Origin of the sequence: Protofrankia sp. Cas3, from assembly GCF_963555955.1 — a bacterium.
GTDB lineage: Bacteria > Actinomycetota > Actinomycetes > Frankiales > Frankiaceae > Protofrankia.
The window spans coordinates 1-16,741 of sequence record NZ_CAUVXP010000011.1; the positions used below are offsets into that span (position 1 = coordinate 1).

12 protein-coding genes are annotated in these 16,741 nt (G+C 67.6%); 9 read left to right on the forward strand and 3 right to left on the reverse strand.

What is annotated here, in order from left to right; translation table 11 throughout:
• Both treY and treZ read left to right on the forward strand, forming a co-directional pair.
• The coding region (gene treY, locus U9983_RS03920) for a malto-oligosyltrehalose synthase (protein ID WP_322752700.1) at nucleotides 1-1,720 on the forward strand (1,720 nt) is incomplete at its 5' end.
• Nucleotides 1,721-1,990: 270 nt separating this feature from the next.
• Nucleotides 1,991-3,742: a malto-oligosyltrehalose trehalohydrolase gene (treZ, locus tag U9983_RS03925; RefSeq protein WP_322752701.1), complete on the forward strand. Its 1,752-nt coding sequence runs from the start codon at nucleotides 1,991-1,993 to the stop codon at nucleotides 3,740-3,742.
• Nucleotides 3,743-4,208: 466 nt separating this feature from the next.
• Here the strand turns inward: treZ and zapE are convergent, their stop codons facing one another.
• The gene (gene zapE / locus U9983_RS03930; RefSeq protein WP_322752702.1) at nucleotides 4,209-5,369 is read right to left on the reverse strand and encodes a cell division protein ZapE; all 1,161 of its coding nucleotides are present in this window, start codon (nucleotides 5,367-5,369) and stop codon (nucleotides 4,209-4,211) included.
• Between the two features lie 172 nt (nucleotides 5,370-5,541).
• Here zapE and U9983_RS03935 point away from each other — a divergent pair, with 172 nt between their 5' ends.
• A complete protein-coding gene (locus U9983_RS03935; protein ID WP_322752703.1) occupies nucleotides 5,542-6,267 on the forward strand; it encodes a pyrimidine reductase family protein in 726 nt (241 codons plus the stop codon).
• A 50-nt stretch (nucleotides 6,268-6,317) separates the two neighbouring features.
• On the opposite strand, the gene U9983_RS03940 is transcribed toward U9983_RS03935, so the two are convergent.
• Both U9983_RS03940 and cysD read right to left on the reverse strand, forming a co-directional pair.
• Nucleotides 6,318-7,562: a sulfate adenylyltransferase subunit 1 gene (locus U9983_RS03940; RefSeq protein WP_322752704.1), complete on the reverse strand. Its 1,245-nt coding sequence runs from the start codon at nucleotides 7,560-7,562 to the stop codon at nucleotides 6,318-6,320.
• 16 nt (nucleotides 7,563-7,578) lie between these two features.
• Entirely contained in the window at nucleotides 7,579-8,493 is a 915-nt protein-coding gene (gene cysD / locus U9983_RS03945) for a sulfate adenylyltransferase subunit CysD (RefSeq protein ID WP_322752705.1), read from the reverse strand.
• A gap of 206 nt (nucleotides 8,494-8,699) precedes the next feature.
• Here cysD and cysC point away from each other — a divergent pair, with 206 nt between their 5' ends.
• The 6 genes from cysC (at nucleotide 8,700) to U9983_RS03975 (ending at nucleotide 16,691) form a co-directional block, all read left to right on the forward strand.
• Nucleotides 8,700-10,292 carry an adenylyl-sulfate kinase gene (gene cysC / locus U9983_RS03950; RefSeq protein WP_322752706.1) on the forward strand — a complete coding sequence of 531 codons (1,593 nt, stop codon included), beginning with the start codon at nucleotides 8,700-8,702 and terminating at the stop codon, nucleotides 10,290-10,292.
• A 428-nt stretch (nucleotides 10,293-10,720) separates the two neighbouring features.
• Nucleotides 10,721-11,680: a D-2-hydroxyacid dehydrogenase gene (locus U9983_RS03955; protein ID WP_322752707.1), complete on the forward strand. Its 960-nt coding sequence runs from the start codon at nucleotides 10,721-10,723 to the stop codon at nucleotides 11,678-11,680.
• A gap of 33 nt (nucleotides 11,681-11,713) precedes the next feature.
• The gene (locus U9983_RS03960) at nucleotides 11,714-12,820 is read left to right on the forward strand and encodes an aminotransferase class I/II-fold pyridoxal phosphate-dependent enzyme (protein WP_322752708.1); all 1,107 of its coding nucleotides are present in this window, start codon (nucleotides 11,714-11,716) and stop codon (nucleotides 12,818-12,820) included.
• A complete protein-coding gene (locus U9983_RS03965) occupies nucleotides 12,817-13,602 on the forward strand; it encodes a class II aldolase/adducin family protein (protein ID WP_322752709.1) in 786 nt (261 codons plus the stop codon). Before U9983_RS03960 ends, U9983_RS03965 begins: the two co-directional genes overlap by 4 nt.
• A gap of 48 nt (nucleotides 13,603-13,650) precedes the next feature.
• Nucleotides 13,651-14,055, forward strand: a complete 405-nt coding sequence (locus U9983_RS03970; RefSeq protein ID WP_322752710.1) for an acyl carrier protein — start codon at nucleotides 13,651-13,653, stop codon at nucleotides 14,053-14,055.
• An 80-nt stretch (nucleotides 14,056-14,135) separates the two neighbouring features.
• Entirely contained in the window at nucleotides 14,136-16,691 is a 2,556-nt protein-coding gene (locus tag U9983_RS03975) for a type I polyketide synthase (RefSeq protein WP_322752711.1), read from the forward strand.
• Nucleotides 16,692-16,741 lie beyond the last annotated feature (50 nt).

Sequence of the window (16,741 nt, forward strand, 5' to 3'; positions counted from 1 at the left end):
CGTCGACGGCCTGCGGATCGATCATCCCGACGGTCTGGCCGATCCCGAGGAGTACCTGCGCAGACTGTCCGAGGCCACCGACGGCGTGTGGACGGTCGTGGAGAAGATCCTCGAGCCGGGTGAGGCACTACCCGACACCTGGGCGTGCGCGGGTACCACCGGCTACGACACGCTGAACCGGGTCACCCGGCTGTTCGTCGATCCAGCGGCGGCCAGGCCCTTCACCAAGCTGTACGCCGAGATAACCGGCGCCTCCCCCGACTTCGCAGCGCTCGCCCGCGAGGCAAAACTGGCCGCGGTCGCGGACGTCCTACGGCCCGAGCTGGACCGGCTCGTCGCACTCGCACTGACGCAGGCGCGGCAGCGTCGCGCGGACCTGACCCGCGTCGGTCTTCGCGAGGCGCTCGCCGAGGTGCTGGCCGCCTTCGCGGTCTACCGCGCCTACATCTGGCCGGGCGGGGCCGCAACCCTGGACGCCCGCGCTCACGTGGTCGGAGCGTGTGAGCGGGCCCGGGAATCCCTGCCGCGACGGTCGGGCGAGATCGATCTCATCGAGAACCTGGCGCTGGCCGGTCCGCCCGAGTTCGTGGTGCGCTTCCAGCAGACGACCGGGCCCGTCATGGCCAAGGGCATCGAGGACACCGCCTTCTACCGGTACGGCCGGATGGTCGCCCTCAACGAGGTCGGCGGCGCCCCCGGCGACTTCCCCGCCTTTCCCGCCGGGCATCCGCACAGCGCGGTGCACGAGTTCCATGAGGCCAACGCGACCATCCAACGGACCTGGCCGCTGACGATGACGACCCTGTCCACGCACGACACCAAGCGGTCGGAGGATGTGCGTGCCAGGCTCGTAGTACTGACCGAGGACCCGCACGGCTGGGGCGAGGTGGCGCAACGCCTGATCGCTCTGGGTGAGCGCCATACCGACACCGAACGGGGCTGGCCGGACCGGCAAGCCGGCTACCTGCTGGCGCAGACGCTCGTCGGCGCGTGGCCGCTGCCGGCGCAGCGGGTCCGGGACTACCTGCTCAAGGCCGTCCGCGAGGCCAAGGTGCACACCTGCTGGACCGACCCGAACCTCGGCTACGAGTCCGCGCTGGTGAACTACGTCGACGCTGTCCTGGACGACCGGGACTACGTGGCCACCCTGGAGACCTACGTCGCCACCCTGGTGGAGCTCGGCCGCCAGAACTCCGTCGCCCAGAAGCTTCTCCAGCTGGTCTGCCCCGGTGTGCCCGACATCTACCAGGGCCAGGAACTGTGGGACGCCTCCCTGGTCGACCCGGACAACCGGCGGCCGGTCAACTTCGGCGAGCGGGCGAAGCTCCTGACCGAACTGGGGCCTGATGCCGGAGCCCGCAAACCACCCGCGCTCGACGACACCGGCGCGGCGAAACTGCTGGTCGTCGCCCGCGCGTTACGGCTGCGACGGGAACAACCGCAGTGGTTCGGCACGGAGGCGACCTACCGGCCGTTGTGGGCGTCGGGTTCGGCTGCCGAGCATGTGCTCGCGTTCGTCCGCTCCGGATCGGTGGTCGCGGTGGCGCCCCGGCTGGTGCTGGGACTGCGCCGCGGTGGCGGCTGGCGGGACACCACCCTCCCGCTGCCCGACGGCCGCTGGACGGACCTGTTCACCGGCCGCCGGCACGACGGCGGCGTCGCCTACGTCCTGCGGCTGCTGCGCGACTTCCCCGTCAGCCTCCTGGTGCGCACCCCCTGACCAGCCATCGCGTCGTGCCGACCAGCTTCACGTCGTGCCGCGGCCGGGTCGTGACTCAGCCGAAAATCAGCCGAAACGCTGTGCGGGACGGACCCAGCTGTGATGCCCTGAAACATGGGCAGAGGCAGAGCAGGCTGCACGCATTCCTACAAGCGACGAACCCCCTCCCCGGGACAACCGCGGGTGGCGTGTCCGACGCCGCACCGGTAACAGCGCCGTGAAATCGGGATCACAGATGCTCACGCATTCCACAACGGGTAGACAGTACCGATGAGCACTTTCCGCGTCTGGGTGCCAGAGGCGAAGACGGTAGGTGTGATCACCGATACTGGTGGCGACGAAACCGTCCACGAGATGCTGACCGACGACGGCGGTTGGTGGTGGGTGAACGTGCCCGTTGCGGGCCACGGCACCGAGTACGCCTACCTGATCGACGGCGAGGTCGACGAACTGCCGGACCCGCGCTCCGCCGATCAGCCCCAGGGCGTCCACGGTCGCTCCCGGCTCGTCGACCACGCCCTGTTCAGCTGGACGGACAGTGCCTGGCGAGGGCTGACGCTGGCCGGGAGCGTCCTCTACGAGCTGCACATCGGCACGTTCACCCCGGCCGGCACCTTCGACGCCGCCATCGAACGGCTCGACCACCTGGTGGCGCTCGGCGTCGATGCCGTCGAGCTGCTGCCCGTCAACGCCTTCGCGGGCCGCCACGGCTGGGGCTACGACGGCGTGGGTCTGTTCGCCGTCCACGAGCCCTACGGCGGTTCGGACGGGCTCAAGCGGTTCGTCGACGCCGCCCACAGCCGGGGCATCGGTGTGATCATGGACGTTGTCTACAACCATCTCGGGCCCGACGGGAACTACCTCGCCCGGTTCGGCCCCTATTTCACCGACTCCCGCATCACCCCCTGGGGACCGGCTGTCAACCTTGATGCCGCCGGCTCCGACGAGATCCGGGCGTTCATCGTCGACAACGCACTGGGCTGGCTACGCCACTACCACTGCGACGGCCTGCGGCTGGACGCTGTGCATGCCTTTGCCGACGGCCGGGCCGTCCACCTCCTTGAGGAGATCACCATCGCGGTGCACCGGCTCGCCGCCCAGCAGCGGCGGCCGCTGTTCGTGATCGCCGAATCCGACCTCAACGACCCGCGGCTGGTGACCACCCGCGATGCCGGTGGGCTCGGCTTGGACGCGCAGTGGTGCGACGACGTGCACCATGCCATGTGGGCGGCACTGTCGGGTGAGCGCCAGGGCTACTACAGCGACTTCGGCAGTCTCGCGACCCTGGCCAAGGCGATGGAACGCGCGTTCGTCCACGACGGGACGTACTCGGCGTTCCGCGGGCGCTCCCACGGCCGACCGGTGCCCAACCACATCCCGGCGCATCGGTTCGTGACGTTCCTGCAGGACCACGACCAGGTCGGCAACCGGGCAATCGGTGACCGTGCCGGGCAGACGCTCAGCGCAGGGCTGCTGCGGGTAGGCGCCGCGCTCCTGTTGACCTCACCGTTCACGCCGATGTTGTTCATGGGTGAGGAATGGGGGGCGAGCACACCGTGGCAGTTCTTCAGTGACCACACCGCGCCGGGGCTGGCCGACGCCGTCCGCAAGGGTCGCCGGGGCGAGTTCGCCGCGCACGGCTGGGGGCCCGACGAGATCCCCGACCCACAGGACGAGGCGACATTCGTTCGCTCCAAACTGGACTGGGCGGAACTGCGGACGGCGCGCCACGCCGGTCTGCTGAAGTGGTACCGACGCCTGACCACCCTGCGCCGAACCCTGCCCGACCTCACCAACCCGGACCTGTCCTGCGTACGCGCCAGCTTCGACGAGGACGCCCGCTGGTTCGTACTGCGCCGCGGCCAGGTCGCGGTCGTGTGCAACCTCGCACCACGGCGCCAACCGGTACCGGTCGAGGGCGTGCCGTTTGACGTGCCGGCCGCGTCCACCAGCGGGTTCACCTACATGCCGGGCCGTATCGAGCTCGACGGGGAATCAGTGGTGATCGCCCGCCTGCTGTGAGCCGGCCTGCTGTGAGCCGGCCTGCGGTGAGCCGGCCTGCGGTGAGCCGACCGGGTCAACGCCGACGGTCGCGGCGTTCGGTTCGGGACAGCACGGCATACAGCAGGCCGAGAATGCCCACGGCTATCAGTAGCACGACGACCAGCAGCACAACATAGGTCGTCATACGTACAACCGTCCTTTCAGGCCGAACTCGACACGGCGAACGTCCGATACCAGCCACCCACGACACCTCGGGGTCACCGGCACCGCACCCCGTCAGTATCCCGTCCGGGCCAGCGCTGCACATCTCGCGGTCCGGTCAGCCGCCGGATCATCCAGCGGCACCGGCACCGGCAAACGGGCTACCCGGCCAAAGGCCGCGCGATCATGGATCTCCTCGCGCGGCCGGCGGCCCCAAACGGGCTACCCGGCCAAAGGCCGCGCGATCATGGATCTCCTCGCGCGGCCGGCGGCCCCAAACGGGCTATGACGCCTTGGCGCTGCCTTCCCAGACGGCCAGGTCGTCGGACCCGCCGTCGCGGGCCAACGCCGACAACCGCGAAATCGCGCGCTGGAACTTCTTGCGATGCGGCCCAGCCAGCATCTCCGCCGAGAACAGCTCGCTGAAGGGCTGGCCGGACGCCACGACCGGGATCGACCGGTCGTAGAGACGATCGGCGAGGACGACGAGCCGCAGCGCCATCGCCTGGTCGGACACCGCGGTGACGCCATGCAGGCAGAACAGGGCGATATCGTCGACGAGCGCGCCGTAGCGGGACGGGTGCAACTGGCCGAGGTGGGCGCACAGTTCGGCGAAGCCGTCCTCGCTGGCACCGGGGGTCACCGCGGCACGCCGACGCACCTCGTCGTCGCTGCGGGGCGCGGGCGGCTTGGGCAGGCCGCGGTGGCGAAAGTCCTCGCCGGAGATCCGCAGGATGTCGAACCGCGACGACAGCCCCTGGATCTCGCGCAGGAAGTCATCCGCGCCGAAGCGGCCGGCACCGAGGTCCTCCGGCTGGGTGTTGCTGGTCGCGGCCAGGTGCACGCCCGCCTCGGCGAGCCTGGTCAGCAACGTGGAGACGAGCACCGTGTCCCCGGGGTCGTCCAGCTCGAACTCGTCGATCGCCAGCAGCCGTAGGCCGGACAGGGCGTCCACGGTCCGGGCGAACCCCAGCGCGCCGACCAGCGAAGTGATCTCCACGAACGTCCCGTAGGCCTTGGGGCCCGGCACCGCGTGCCACAGCGACGCGAGCAGGTGGGTCTTGCCGACCCCGAACCCGCCGTCGAGATAGACCCCCGGACGCGTACCCCCCGCGTCCGACCCGCCACCGGCGTCATCCCGGCGGCCTCCATCTCGGCGGCCCCCGTCCCGGCGGCCCCCGTCCCGGCGGCTCAGATCACGACGTCCGAACCGGAGCAGGCCACGGCCGCCGGCGCCGGCCGAACCCCGGGCCCGGGTCCCACCCGAGGCGACCCGGTCGGCGAACCGGCCCAGCGCCGCAACGGCACCGACCTGGCTCGGCTCGCCGGGATCCGGCCGGTAGGTCACGAAGCGGACGTCATTGAACCGTGGCGGCGGAACAAGGGCCGCGACCAGATCGTCCGGACGTACCTCGGGATGGCGGTCAACCAGGCGCTCCGGCATGTTTTCACCCTACGGATACACCATCGGTCGATGACGCCCCGAGAAGTACCACGCGAGGTAACTCACACCGTTTCACGCTGGCCACCGTGATATGCGACAGCCCACGCTACGAGCGATCAGCCGGCAGCGGGTCGAATGTCGAATAGAGTCTGCGCCGAATAGAGTCCGGCGAGTGCGCCATTTCCCGTCCCCTGATGACGTCGACCTGGATGCCTTCTACGGCCTGCCACCGGTCGCCGTCGGCGGGGTGCATGTGCGATCGAACTTCGTCTCGTCCCTCGACGGCGCCGCCGAGGTGGACGGTCGTTCCGGCGGCCTCGGCGGCAGTGCCGACCGCCGGGTCTTTCGCATGCTGCGCTGGCTTGCCGACGTCGTCCTCGTCGGTGCCGGCACCGCGGTCGCCGAGGACTACGGGCCGGTCGTTGTTCCGCCGGAACGCCGCGACCGACGACTCGCGGCCGGGCAGGCCCCGATCCCGCCGGTGGCGGTTGTCTCCGGCAGCCTGCGGCTCGACCCGTCCGCCCGGCTGTTCAGCGCGGACGTGCGTCCGCTCGTGCTCACCTGCCGGGCCGCGCCGGCTGACCGGTACCGCGACCTTGCGGCCGTCGCCGACATGCTGGTCTGCGGCGACGAGACAGTGGATCTCGCGACGGCACTACATGTGCTCGCCGGGCGGGGACTGGGACGCGTGCTGTGCGAAGGCGGACCATCGCTACACGCGTCCCTCGCAGGAGCAGACCTTCTCGATGAGCTGTGCCTGACACTTGCCCCGTTGCTCGCCGGCCCCGACCACGCCCGGATCGTCGGCGGCCACCGCTGGCCGAAGCCCGTCACGATGACGCTCGGTCACGTTCTCGAGGACGACGGCAGCCTGTTCCTGCGCTATCTGCGTCGCTGAATCATCGGCGTCGCCGAAGCTCCGGCCTCCGGCCCCGGCCGGGACAGACGCTAGAGAATCATGCCGGCGGCGACCGTGGACCCGGTCACCTCGTCGACGAGAATGACGCTCCCGGTCGTCCGGTTCCGCCGGTACGGATCGAAGCACAGCGGTGTCGTGGTCCGCACCGTCACCCGGCCGATGTCGTTGAGCCGCAGCTCCGACACGCTCTCGTCGCGGTGCAGCGTGTCGACGTCGACCCGGTAGGCGATGTTCTTCAGCACGCTGCGCACAGACCGGGTCGTGTGCTTGATCCCGAGCCTGGACCTGGCCCGCAGCGGCGCATCCGCCATCCAGCACACCATCATGTCGATGTCCTGGCCGACCGTTGGCTGGTTCGCCGGTCGGGCGAGCATGTCCCCGCGGGAGACATCAAGATCATCTTCAAGGCGGACTGTCACCGACATCGGCGGGAAGGCTTCGGCGACCGGTCCGTCAAAGGTGTCGATGGCCGCTATCCGCGAGGACAGACCGGACGGCAGGACGATCACGTCATCCCCGGGCTTGAGAATGCCACCGGCGACCTGGCCGGCATAACCGCGGTAGTCGTGCAGGTCGTCCGATCGCGGCCGGACCACCCACTGCACCGGGAAGCGCACGTCGATGAGGTTGCGGTCGGAGGCGATGTGCAGCTCCTCCAGGTGGTGCAGCAACGAGGTGCCCTCGTACCAGGGTGTGCTCGGCGAGCGGGACACGATGTTGTCCCCACCGAGCGCCGACACCGGGATCGTCGCGACGTCGACGATCTCGAGCTTGGCGGCGAACCCCCGAAACTCACTTTTGATCTTTTCGAACACATCCTCGTCGAACCCGACGAGGTCCATCTTGTTCACGCACAGTACCAGGTGTGGGACGCGCAGCAGTGAGGCCAGAAAGGCGTGCCGCCGGGTCTGTTGCAGCACGCCCTTACGCGCATCCACCAGCAACAGTGCCAGATCGGCGGTGGACGCCCCGGTGACCATGTTGCGGGTGTACTGAACGTGCCCAGGGGTGTCGGCGAGGATGAACGACCGCTTCGGCGTGGCGAAGTACCGGTATGCGACGTCGATCGTGATGCCCTGTTCCCGCTCGGCTCGCAGCCCGTCGGTGAGCAGCGCCAGGTCGACGTAGGCATCGCCCCGCTCGCGGCTGGTGCGCTCCACCGCTGCCAGCTGGTCGGTGAACAGCGACTTGGTGTCGAAAAGCAGCCGTCCGATCAGTGTGGACTTGCCGTCGTCGACAGAACCGGCGGTGGCGACCCGCAGCAGCTCCCCCATCAGAACAGCCCCTCCATCAGAAGTAGCCCTCCCGTTTGCGGTCCTCCATGGCAGCCTCGCTGACCCGGTCGTCGGCGCGGGTCGCGCCGCGTTCGGTGATCCTGCTGACCGCCACCTCCGCGATCACCTCGTCGATCGTCGCCGCGGTCGACGCGATCGCACCGGTGCAGGACATGTCCCCCACCGTGCGGTAACGCACCTGACGCGCAACGGCCCGCTCCCCTTCCAGTGGCGGCATCAGGGCAGTCACCGCCAGCAGCATCCCGTCCCGTTCGACCACCTCACGGGTATGCGCGTAGTAGATCGACGGAATCTCCAGGCTCTCCTGCGCGATGTAGCGCCAGATGTCGAGCTCCGTCCAGTTCGACAGCGGGAAGACCCGGATGTGCTCGCCCGGGCGGTGTCGGCCGTTGTAGAGCGACCACAGCTCGGGACGCTGGTTCTTCGGGTCCCACTGGCCGAACTCGTCCCGGAAGGAGTACACGCGCTCCTTGGCCCGGGCCTTCTCCTCGTCGCGGCGGGCCCCGCCGAACACCGCGTCGAACCTGTTCGCCTCGATGGTGTCCAACAGCACCGGCGTCTGCAGCTGGTTGCGGGACGCGCCCGGCCGGGTGTCTTCGGTGATCGCTCCGGCATCGATCGCATCCTGGACGGATCCGACGACGAGGCGGGCGCCCAGCTGCGCCACCCGGGCGTCCCGGAACTCCATCACCTCGCTGAAGTTGTGGCCGGTGTCGATGTGGACCAGCGGAAACGGCAGCTTTGCCGGCCAGAACGCCTTCTGGGCGACCCGGAGCATGACGATCGAGTCCTTGCCGCCGGAGAACAGCAGCGCGGGACGCTCGAACTCGGCCACCACCTCCCGAAAGATGTGGACCGCCTCCGCCTCGAGCATCTGCAGATGGGTGAGTTCGTAGCCCGTGACAGGCACGCGCAGTCCCCCCGTCGAGCCCAGTAGACAACACCGATAGATGACAACGCCGGCAGAACGCCGGTGGATATCAGCCCAACGTAGCCGAGGGACCGGCGCCCAGGACAGCGAAGCGGCTCGACGGCCATGCCCACCTGCGCCCGCCGCCAGCCCGGTCGCCAGCCCGTCGCCGTGGCAGGACGGACCTCAACGGCTACGGTCAGGGTGTGCCCACCATCCGGGAGAGGACCGCGCTGCTGGTCGACGAGACCCGCGCAACGGAACTGACCGAGGCGTCGCTGCACTGGCCGTCACTGACGCTGACGGCCGCGCAGCTTGCCGACCTTGAGCTCCTGCTGTCCGGCGGGTGCCCGAGCCGCCACGGCCCGGGTGTGACCGAGGATGGCTACGACGGCCCGGTGCGCATGCCGCGGCACACGGTCGACATCGGTGACGCCCATGCGCTGACCAGCGAGAGCACCGAGAAGCCGCGCCCTGGAGTAACAGTTGCGCTGCGGGACTCCGAAGGCGTGATGATCGCCGCTCTGCGAGTGACCGAGATGGCCGGGTCGGCGCTGTCGGGCGTCGTCGAGGGACTACAGCTGCCCGATCACCCCGACTACCCCGAGCTGCGGTTCACCCCCGCGTCGTTGCAGGCGGAGCTGCTCGGACGCGGGTGGTGCACGCCAACTGACCCGGCGCCCACCGCGCTGTGGGTCGACGGCCTGCTCCATACCGCGGACCTGGACCGCATCGAAGCCCTCACCGCCGATGGGAACACCGTCGTGGTCCTCGCTCCGGTCGGTGGGGCGGATCCCGCGGATGCGCGCCACCACCTGCGGGTGCGGTGCCTGCGGGCGGCGCTCGCCACGCTGATCGACGTTCGGGCCATGCTCGCCCTGGTGCCCGTCCGGGCGATGCCGCGGCTGACCGAGGCGGTCGACCTCGGCCCCGACACCACGATCCGGGTCGGGACCACCACCGGTGACCCGGTAAGCGACAATCAGGTAAGTGACAATCAGATAACGAATCACCAGCCCGCCGGCCACCGGGAGACCGACGATCGAGAGACCGAGCCTGCCCTGGCCGCGGAAGTCATCCACCGGGCACAGGTCGCGGTCGCCTACGGGCTCGGTTCGGTCATCGTCGGACCGGCGCCGAGCGCACCGGGGGCAAGCGCCCTGGGACTGCTCCTTGAGCGCGGAACACGGCTGCCGCCGGTGCTCACACCGCCCGCGGTCGCCGCCGAACTCGTCCGCGCACAGCCACCGCGGGCCGAGCGGGGGCTCACCGTGATGTTCACCGGTCTGTCGGGATCGGGCAAGTCGACCGTGGCCGGGCTGCTCGTCTGCCGACTGTTGGAGCGCGGTGACCGCCGGGTGACGCTGCTCGACGGCGACGTCGTCCGACTACACCTGTCCAAGGGGCTCGGCTTCTCCCGCGAGGACCGCAACACCAACGTTGCGCGGATCGGCTTTGTCGCCGCGGCTGTGACGGCCGCCGGCGGCACCGCGGTATGCGCGCCGATCGCCCCCTACGACGCGGTCCGCCACCAGGTCAGGACGATGGTCGAGGACAGCGGAGGTGGGTTCGTCCTGGTCCATGTGGCCACCCCGCTGGAGATCTGCGAGGCCCGCGACCGCAAGGGCCTGTACGCAAAGGCCCGCGCCGGCATCATCCCGACCTTCACCGGCGTATCCGACCCCTACGAGGAACCCGCGGATGCCGAGATCGTCATCGACACCACGCAGACATCCTCCCAGGACGCCGTGCAGACCATCCTCGATCACCTCTGCACCCACGGCTGGCTCGCTCCCTGACGCGGCTCGCAGCCCAGCGCGCGGGGCATTCCCGTAGCCGGACACGTTTCGCACCGTACACGTCGATACACCGCAAGCCAGGCGACTGAACGCATCTCGTAGAGCTACCACGAGACCGACGCGAGTCCACATGTGACACGTAGCGCGACCCGGAAATAACCCGAACGCCGGTAGCGGAAGATCTATCTTCGAATGCCCTGCCGATATGACTGCCGTGGGCCGGCCGCCGGTACCCCACGCACCAGGCGACGCCGGTTCCTGGTACCCGGCAATCTGGTATTCCCGATACCACTACAAATTCATTCTGTCTCCACGACCGCGGGTATCCAATACTGATTCTGTTTCCCGAAGTCGCCACGCCGGGGGGGCAGTCGCCAGCGGAAGGAACTACTCTCGGTCATGGCCATTCATCATGGCAGGTGTCTCATATGACATCCATTACCACGTCAACCATCGGGCAAAGCTCGCTGCTGCATATGGTCCGGCGCGGTGACCTCCCGTCGGATATCCGGATCGAGACTTTACCCTGTACTGACGCTACCAGCAGACCTGAGATCGCCTGGCGCACCGGCGAACCTCGACTGGAGTGGTTCCGTGCGCTGTTGGACGGCTCCCCCGGCCTGCGCTGGATCCATTCGGACTACACAGGCGTAGAGGATCTCCCGCTGGACGAACTGGCCGCCAGGGGGATCCTGCTGACCAACGCGGTGGGCGCGAACTCCCGCCCCATCGCCGAATGGATCGTGCTTGCCCTGCTCACCGCAAGCAAAGGTCTCCTCGACTTCGTCGACCGGTCAGCCAGGGCGGTCTGGGACACCAGCATCATTCCCGTAGACCTCGTCGGCCGGCGGGCGTTGATGCTCGGACTCGGGTCGATCGGCGTCGAAGCCGCGCGGCTACTGGATCCCTTCGGGCTCCGCCTTACCGCGGTCACCCGCCGGCCACGACCAGATCCGGTTCCCGGAGTCGAGCGAGTCATTTCCGACGCATCCTGGCCGGACCTGCTCGCTGAATCGGACTTCCTGATCTGCACCCTCCCATTGACCAAACGGACCGACGGAATGATCGGTAAACGGGAACTCGCCCTGCTGCCGTCCCACAGCTGGCTCATCAGCATCTCCCGCGGCGCAGTCGTCGACTCCGCAGCGCTGATCTCCCGACTTGACGCCGGCCTCCTCGGTGGAGCGGTGCTCGACGGCCATAGACCTGAGCCGTTACCCGTCGACCACCCATTGTGGCGCCGGCCCAACGTCCTGATTCTCCCGCATCACACCTGGCGCTCGCCGCACAGCCGCACCCGGTTCGAAGCGATGTTCGTCCGGCAGTTCCACCGCTGGGTGAACATCGAAGACATGGTGAACGTCGTCGATTACGAGCACGGATATTGAAAAACGGTGGCCACCGAGAAAGGTAGGGCAATCATGACGACAAGCACCGACCCGGTAAAGCCGCAGCCGCTGACAACCAAGACCCGCTGCGAGAACGCGCCGACTGAACCGCCGGTCAGGCTCGCGCTGAACGAAAGTTCGATCCCACCCCCGGCCGCCGTCCTCGATGCCTTCCTTCGCACCGGGCAGACTCCCCACCGGTATCCCGAACCATTCTCCGAGACCCTCGTCGCCGCAATAGCTTCCCAGCTCGGCGTGGCGGCCGACCACGTATTCGTCGGTGCCGGGTCGATCGGAATTCTGCAGGACCTGATTCGCCTGCTGGCGGCCGGCGGCGAGGTGGTTTATCCTTGGCGTTCCTTCGAGGCATACCCGCTGCTCGCGGACAACGCGCCCGCCACCTCGATTGCACTGCCATTGCGCCCGGACGGGCGATGCGATCTGGCAGCCCTGGCCGGCTCCTGCAACGACGCGACCCGGATGATCATCTTGAGTAACCCGAACAACCCGACCGGGACCATCGTCGAGAAAGGTGAGATCGAGTGGCTGCTCGAACGGGTACCGGCGACGGTCACAATCGTCCTTGACGAGGCATACCGTGACTTCGCGGACCCCGACCGTATTCAGGATGGTCTTGATCTTCTTCGCCACCACGACAATGTTGTCGCGTTGCGCACATTTTCGAAGTCCTACGCCCTGGCCGGCCTGCGCGTCGCCTTCTCCGTGTCAACCCCGGCGCTGGCTGAGAAGCTGCGGTCCACATCCTTTCCCTATCGGGTCAACGCACCCGCGCAGGCGGCCGCGCTGGCAGCCCTGAACGAACACGAATGGCTGCGCCGACACTGCGCCGTGGTCCGGCGTGAACGGATACGGCTCACCGATGGGCTGCGCCGACAAGGCTGGACCGTATGGCCCAGTCAGGCCAACTTCGTTTGGCTGGATGCCGGGGCCTACGCCACCCGGATCGGACAGACGCTCGCATCGGTCGGCATCACCGTCCGGATCTTCCCCGACGAAGGAGTTCGGATCACCATAGCGGAAGGAGAAATCAACGACCGGGTTCTGGCCGCAGTAGCGTCATGCGCGCCCGGTCAGCTCGGGTCGCCCGACAGGATGCTTCAGCGGAAGGTGGAACAATGAGCATCGGACCGCCCGGCAAAACCGATGCCGGCACCCGCCCCCATGGAATCGACCCCACCGAGCGGGAACTACGGGTACAGCTGGCGGCCTGCTATCGGATCTTCGACCACCTTGGGTGGACTGAGATGATTTTCAATCATGTGACGGTCCGCCTCCCCGGTCCGGAAAACCACTTGCTCATCAACCCTTTCGGGCTCCTCTACCATGAGGTCACGGCATCCAACCTGGTCAGGATCGACCTCGACGGCAAGGTCGTGGAACCAGGAGACTGGCCGGTGAACCCAGCCGGCGTCATCATTCACACGGCAATACACTCAAGCCGCCCGGATGCCCACTGCGTGATGCACACCCACACCACCGCCGGCAGCGCGGTGGCCTGTCTTCGCGACGGGCTGAGCCCGGACAACTTCTACTCCGCCCAGTTGGCCGGCCAGCTCGCCTACCACGACTTCGAGGGTGTCACCGTATATCCGGACGAGTGCGGGCGCCTGGTGAAGAATCTCGCTGACAAGAACATCATGATATTGCGGAACCATGGCCTGCTGACCACCGGCCGGACGATTCCGGACGCCTTTCTCCGACTGTGGCTGCTGCAGCGTGCCTGCGAGATCCAGCTCGCCGCGCAGAGTTCCGGGCAGACCCTCACAGCCGTGACCGCACAGGCGCACAGGCGCTCGTCCGCCGGCATGCGTGCCGTGCAGGACAGTGGTGGTGGCGCGAGGGAGGTCTTCGAAGCCATGCAACGCCTGATCGAACGCAAGGACCCCGATTACCGGCGGTGACATAATAGCGACTCGATGGCGGAACGTCGAACTGAAACGAGGACCCCGATGATTGCACCCACGCCCGCCGTCACAGCGTTGCGGGCGCTGCCGCGATCCGAACGCCGGGCAGCACTGGAAGCCATGGTGACAGCGGAGTTCAAAGTCACCCTGCTGATGGCCGAACAGGACGATCTTCCGCTGGACCAGAACTATTTCGACCTCGGCCTCACCTCGCTGCGGGTCATTGACGTCAAACAACGCCTTGAGGCCACACTGGGATGCGAGATCGACACGTCCGCACTGCTGCGCAGCCCGACCGTGCGACACCTGATTGACCTCCTCACCCAGGAGGCTCTCCTGGAGCTTTTTGCGGTTCCCGGGGGGCGGGAAAAACCGGTCGAGCAGCCGGCTGCAACGGCGGGCCACAAGCCTCTTGTCGACGAGCTCCTCAAGGACCTGTACGGGATCTGACCGCGAACCGTTCGGACCCGGACCCGGCCCACGACCGCGCGAACAGACCTGCTCGGGCCCGGACGACAGGAGGGACGACGATGTCGGGTGTATCCCATCCCAGCCATGAGGAACTCACGCAGGCGAGAGCGACCATCAGCCAGCAGGAGCTGCTCATCAGACAGCTGCTCCTGGAAAAGTACGAGCCGATCGCGATCGTTGGCGTAGGTCTGCGCTTCCCCGGCGGTAATGACAGCCTGGCTGATTTCACGCATTTTCTTCAGGCCGGACACTCTGGTATCGGGCCGATTCCCGCCGATCGTTGGGACAGCACTTTCTTCGCCACCACCGACGCAGGCACCGATAGCACCGACGTCAGAGGCAGAATAACTACCGTCGGCGGCGGTTTCCTGGACGGAATCGACCAGTTCGATCCGGAGTTCTTCGATATCTCGCCGGCTGAGGCTCAGTACATCGATCCGCAGCACCGGCTGGTGCTGGAAACCGCATGGGAAGCGCTGGAGAACGCCGGCATCGATCCCACTCCGCTACGCAACGGCGATGGTGGTGTGTACGTGGGGGTCAGCGCCGGAGACTACGCGCTGGAGGTCGACTCGCTCGGTTACGAGGAGCTGGCTGCACCCATCGCCACGGGCACCGCACACAGCGCACTACCCGGCCGACTGTCGTGCTTCCTGGGATGGCACGGTCCCAGCATCGCGGTTGACACGGCCTGCTCGTCGTCACTGGTGGCGCTGCATCTCGCCGTCGAGGGCCTGCGGCGTGGGGAGTGTGGGATCGCCCTGTGCGGCGGGGTGAACCTCATCCACCACCCCCGGGCCCATATCCTTTTTTCGCAAGCCAAGCTGCTCGCCCCGGACGGGCGGTCGAAGACCTTCGACGACGCCGCGGACGGCTACGCCCGCAGCGAGGGTTGCGGGATGATCGTGCTCAAACGTCTGTCGGACGCCACGCGTGACGATGACACGGTCCTCGCCCTCATCCGAGGTACGGCGGTGCGGCAGAACGGCGGCAGCGGCGCCTTCACCGTTCCCGACGATGCAGCCCGCGCTGCCCTCATGCGCGCGGCCCTCACCAGCGCGCTGCTTGAACCCGGCGACATCCAGTACGTCGAAGCTCATGCGCTGGGAACGCCGTTGGGAGATCTGGTCGAGATCGCCGCGATCGGTACCGTGTTCGCGGAGTCCCACAGCGCGGTTGCCCCCGTCGTGGTTGGCACTCTCAAGCCGAACATCGGTCATATGGAGGCGGCGGCTGGCATCGGAGCAGTCGTTAAGGTCGCCCTTCAGGTACGTGATGCCGTGATCTATCCGCACCTGCACCTGCAGACCCCCTCGCGGCAGATCCCCTGGGACAGCTATCCGATCGAGGTGCCGACACAGCAACGCCCGTGGGAAGCGCTCACCCGGCGCGCTTTGATCAACTCTTACGGATTCGCCGGAACCATCGCCACAGCCGTCATCGAGCAGGCTCCTGCGGGGACCATCCCCACCTGCGAGGAGAACGACAGCGACGCCCATGTGTTCACCCTGTCCGCAAAGAGCGAGCAGGCCCTGAGCATGCTGGTCGGGAAGTACCAACGGCACGTGGAGGATCATCCCGACCTGTCCATAGGCGACCTGTGCTACACGAGCAACATCGCTCGGGCCCACTTCGGCGTCCGCCTCGCGGGTGTGGTTCACGACCGCGATGAGCTGACATCCCTCCTTGAGCAGACGTCGGCCCGGTTTCGCCAGGCGCCGCGCGGGGACGCGGGCGACCGGCCTGGGATCGCGCTGGTGTTCACCGGGCAGACCACCGCCTGCGCAGGGCTGGGGCGGTCGCTCTACGAGCGCTCCCCGGTCTTCCGTGGGCACCTCGACGACTGCGACCGGTTGTTCACCCCCCACCTGAACCGGTCCGTCCGCGACCTACTCCTGGGTAAAATCGAAAATCCCGACGGACCCGACGATGCCGGCGACACCCGGTCTGCGCTGTTCGCGCTGGAGTACTCCGCCGCGAAGATGTGGATCAGCTGGGGTATCCGGCCCGATACGGTAGTCGGCTTCGGCATCGGCGAGATCGCCGCCGCCGCGATCGCAGGTCTGTTTTCGCTGTCCGACTCGGTCAGCCTGATCGCGGCCCTGGGCCAGCTCAGTGCACCGCAAGTCAGTGCGCCGCAGGTCAACATGTTCCGCGAGGCCGTCGCCGACATCGGTTTCCGCGAATCGGACCTGACTCTTGTCTCAAGTCAGACCGGTGCAGTGGCTGATCCCGCCGAAATCCGCACAGCCGAATACTGGGCCCGTAATTCCGGCGAGCCGAGCGGTTTCGCGGCTGGCCTGCGCACCATCGAAAGACGTGGCCGGCATGTGTTCATCGAGGTCGGCCCGCCCTCGACACCGATCGATCTGTGCCGGCAGTCCGTGGCGGTCTCCGCCCACCGCTGGCTCGCCAGTTTACGCCCGGCAGACGCAAGCGGCAGTGTGCTCCACGAGTCGATGGCGGAACTGTACACCGCGGGCGTGTCAGTGTCCTGGGCCGAATACCACCGCGGCCACGAGCGATGCAGAACAACCTTGCCCAGCTACGCCTTTGACCGGTCGCGGTACTGGCTGCCGATCACCGGCAAACTCCACACAAATGCCTCGGAATAGACATGCTTGATCTGGTGCGGTCCGGACCGGCTGTGAACCTCCGAAATATC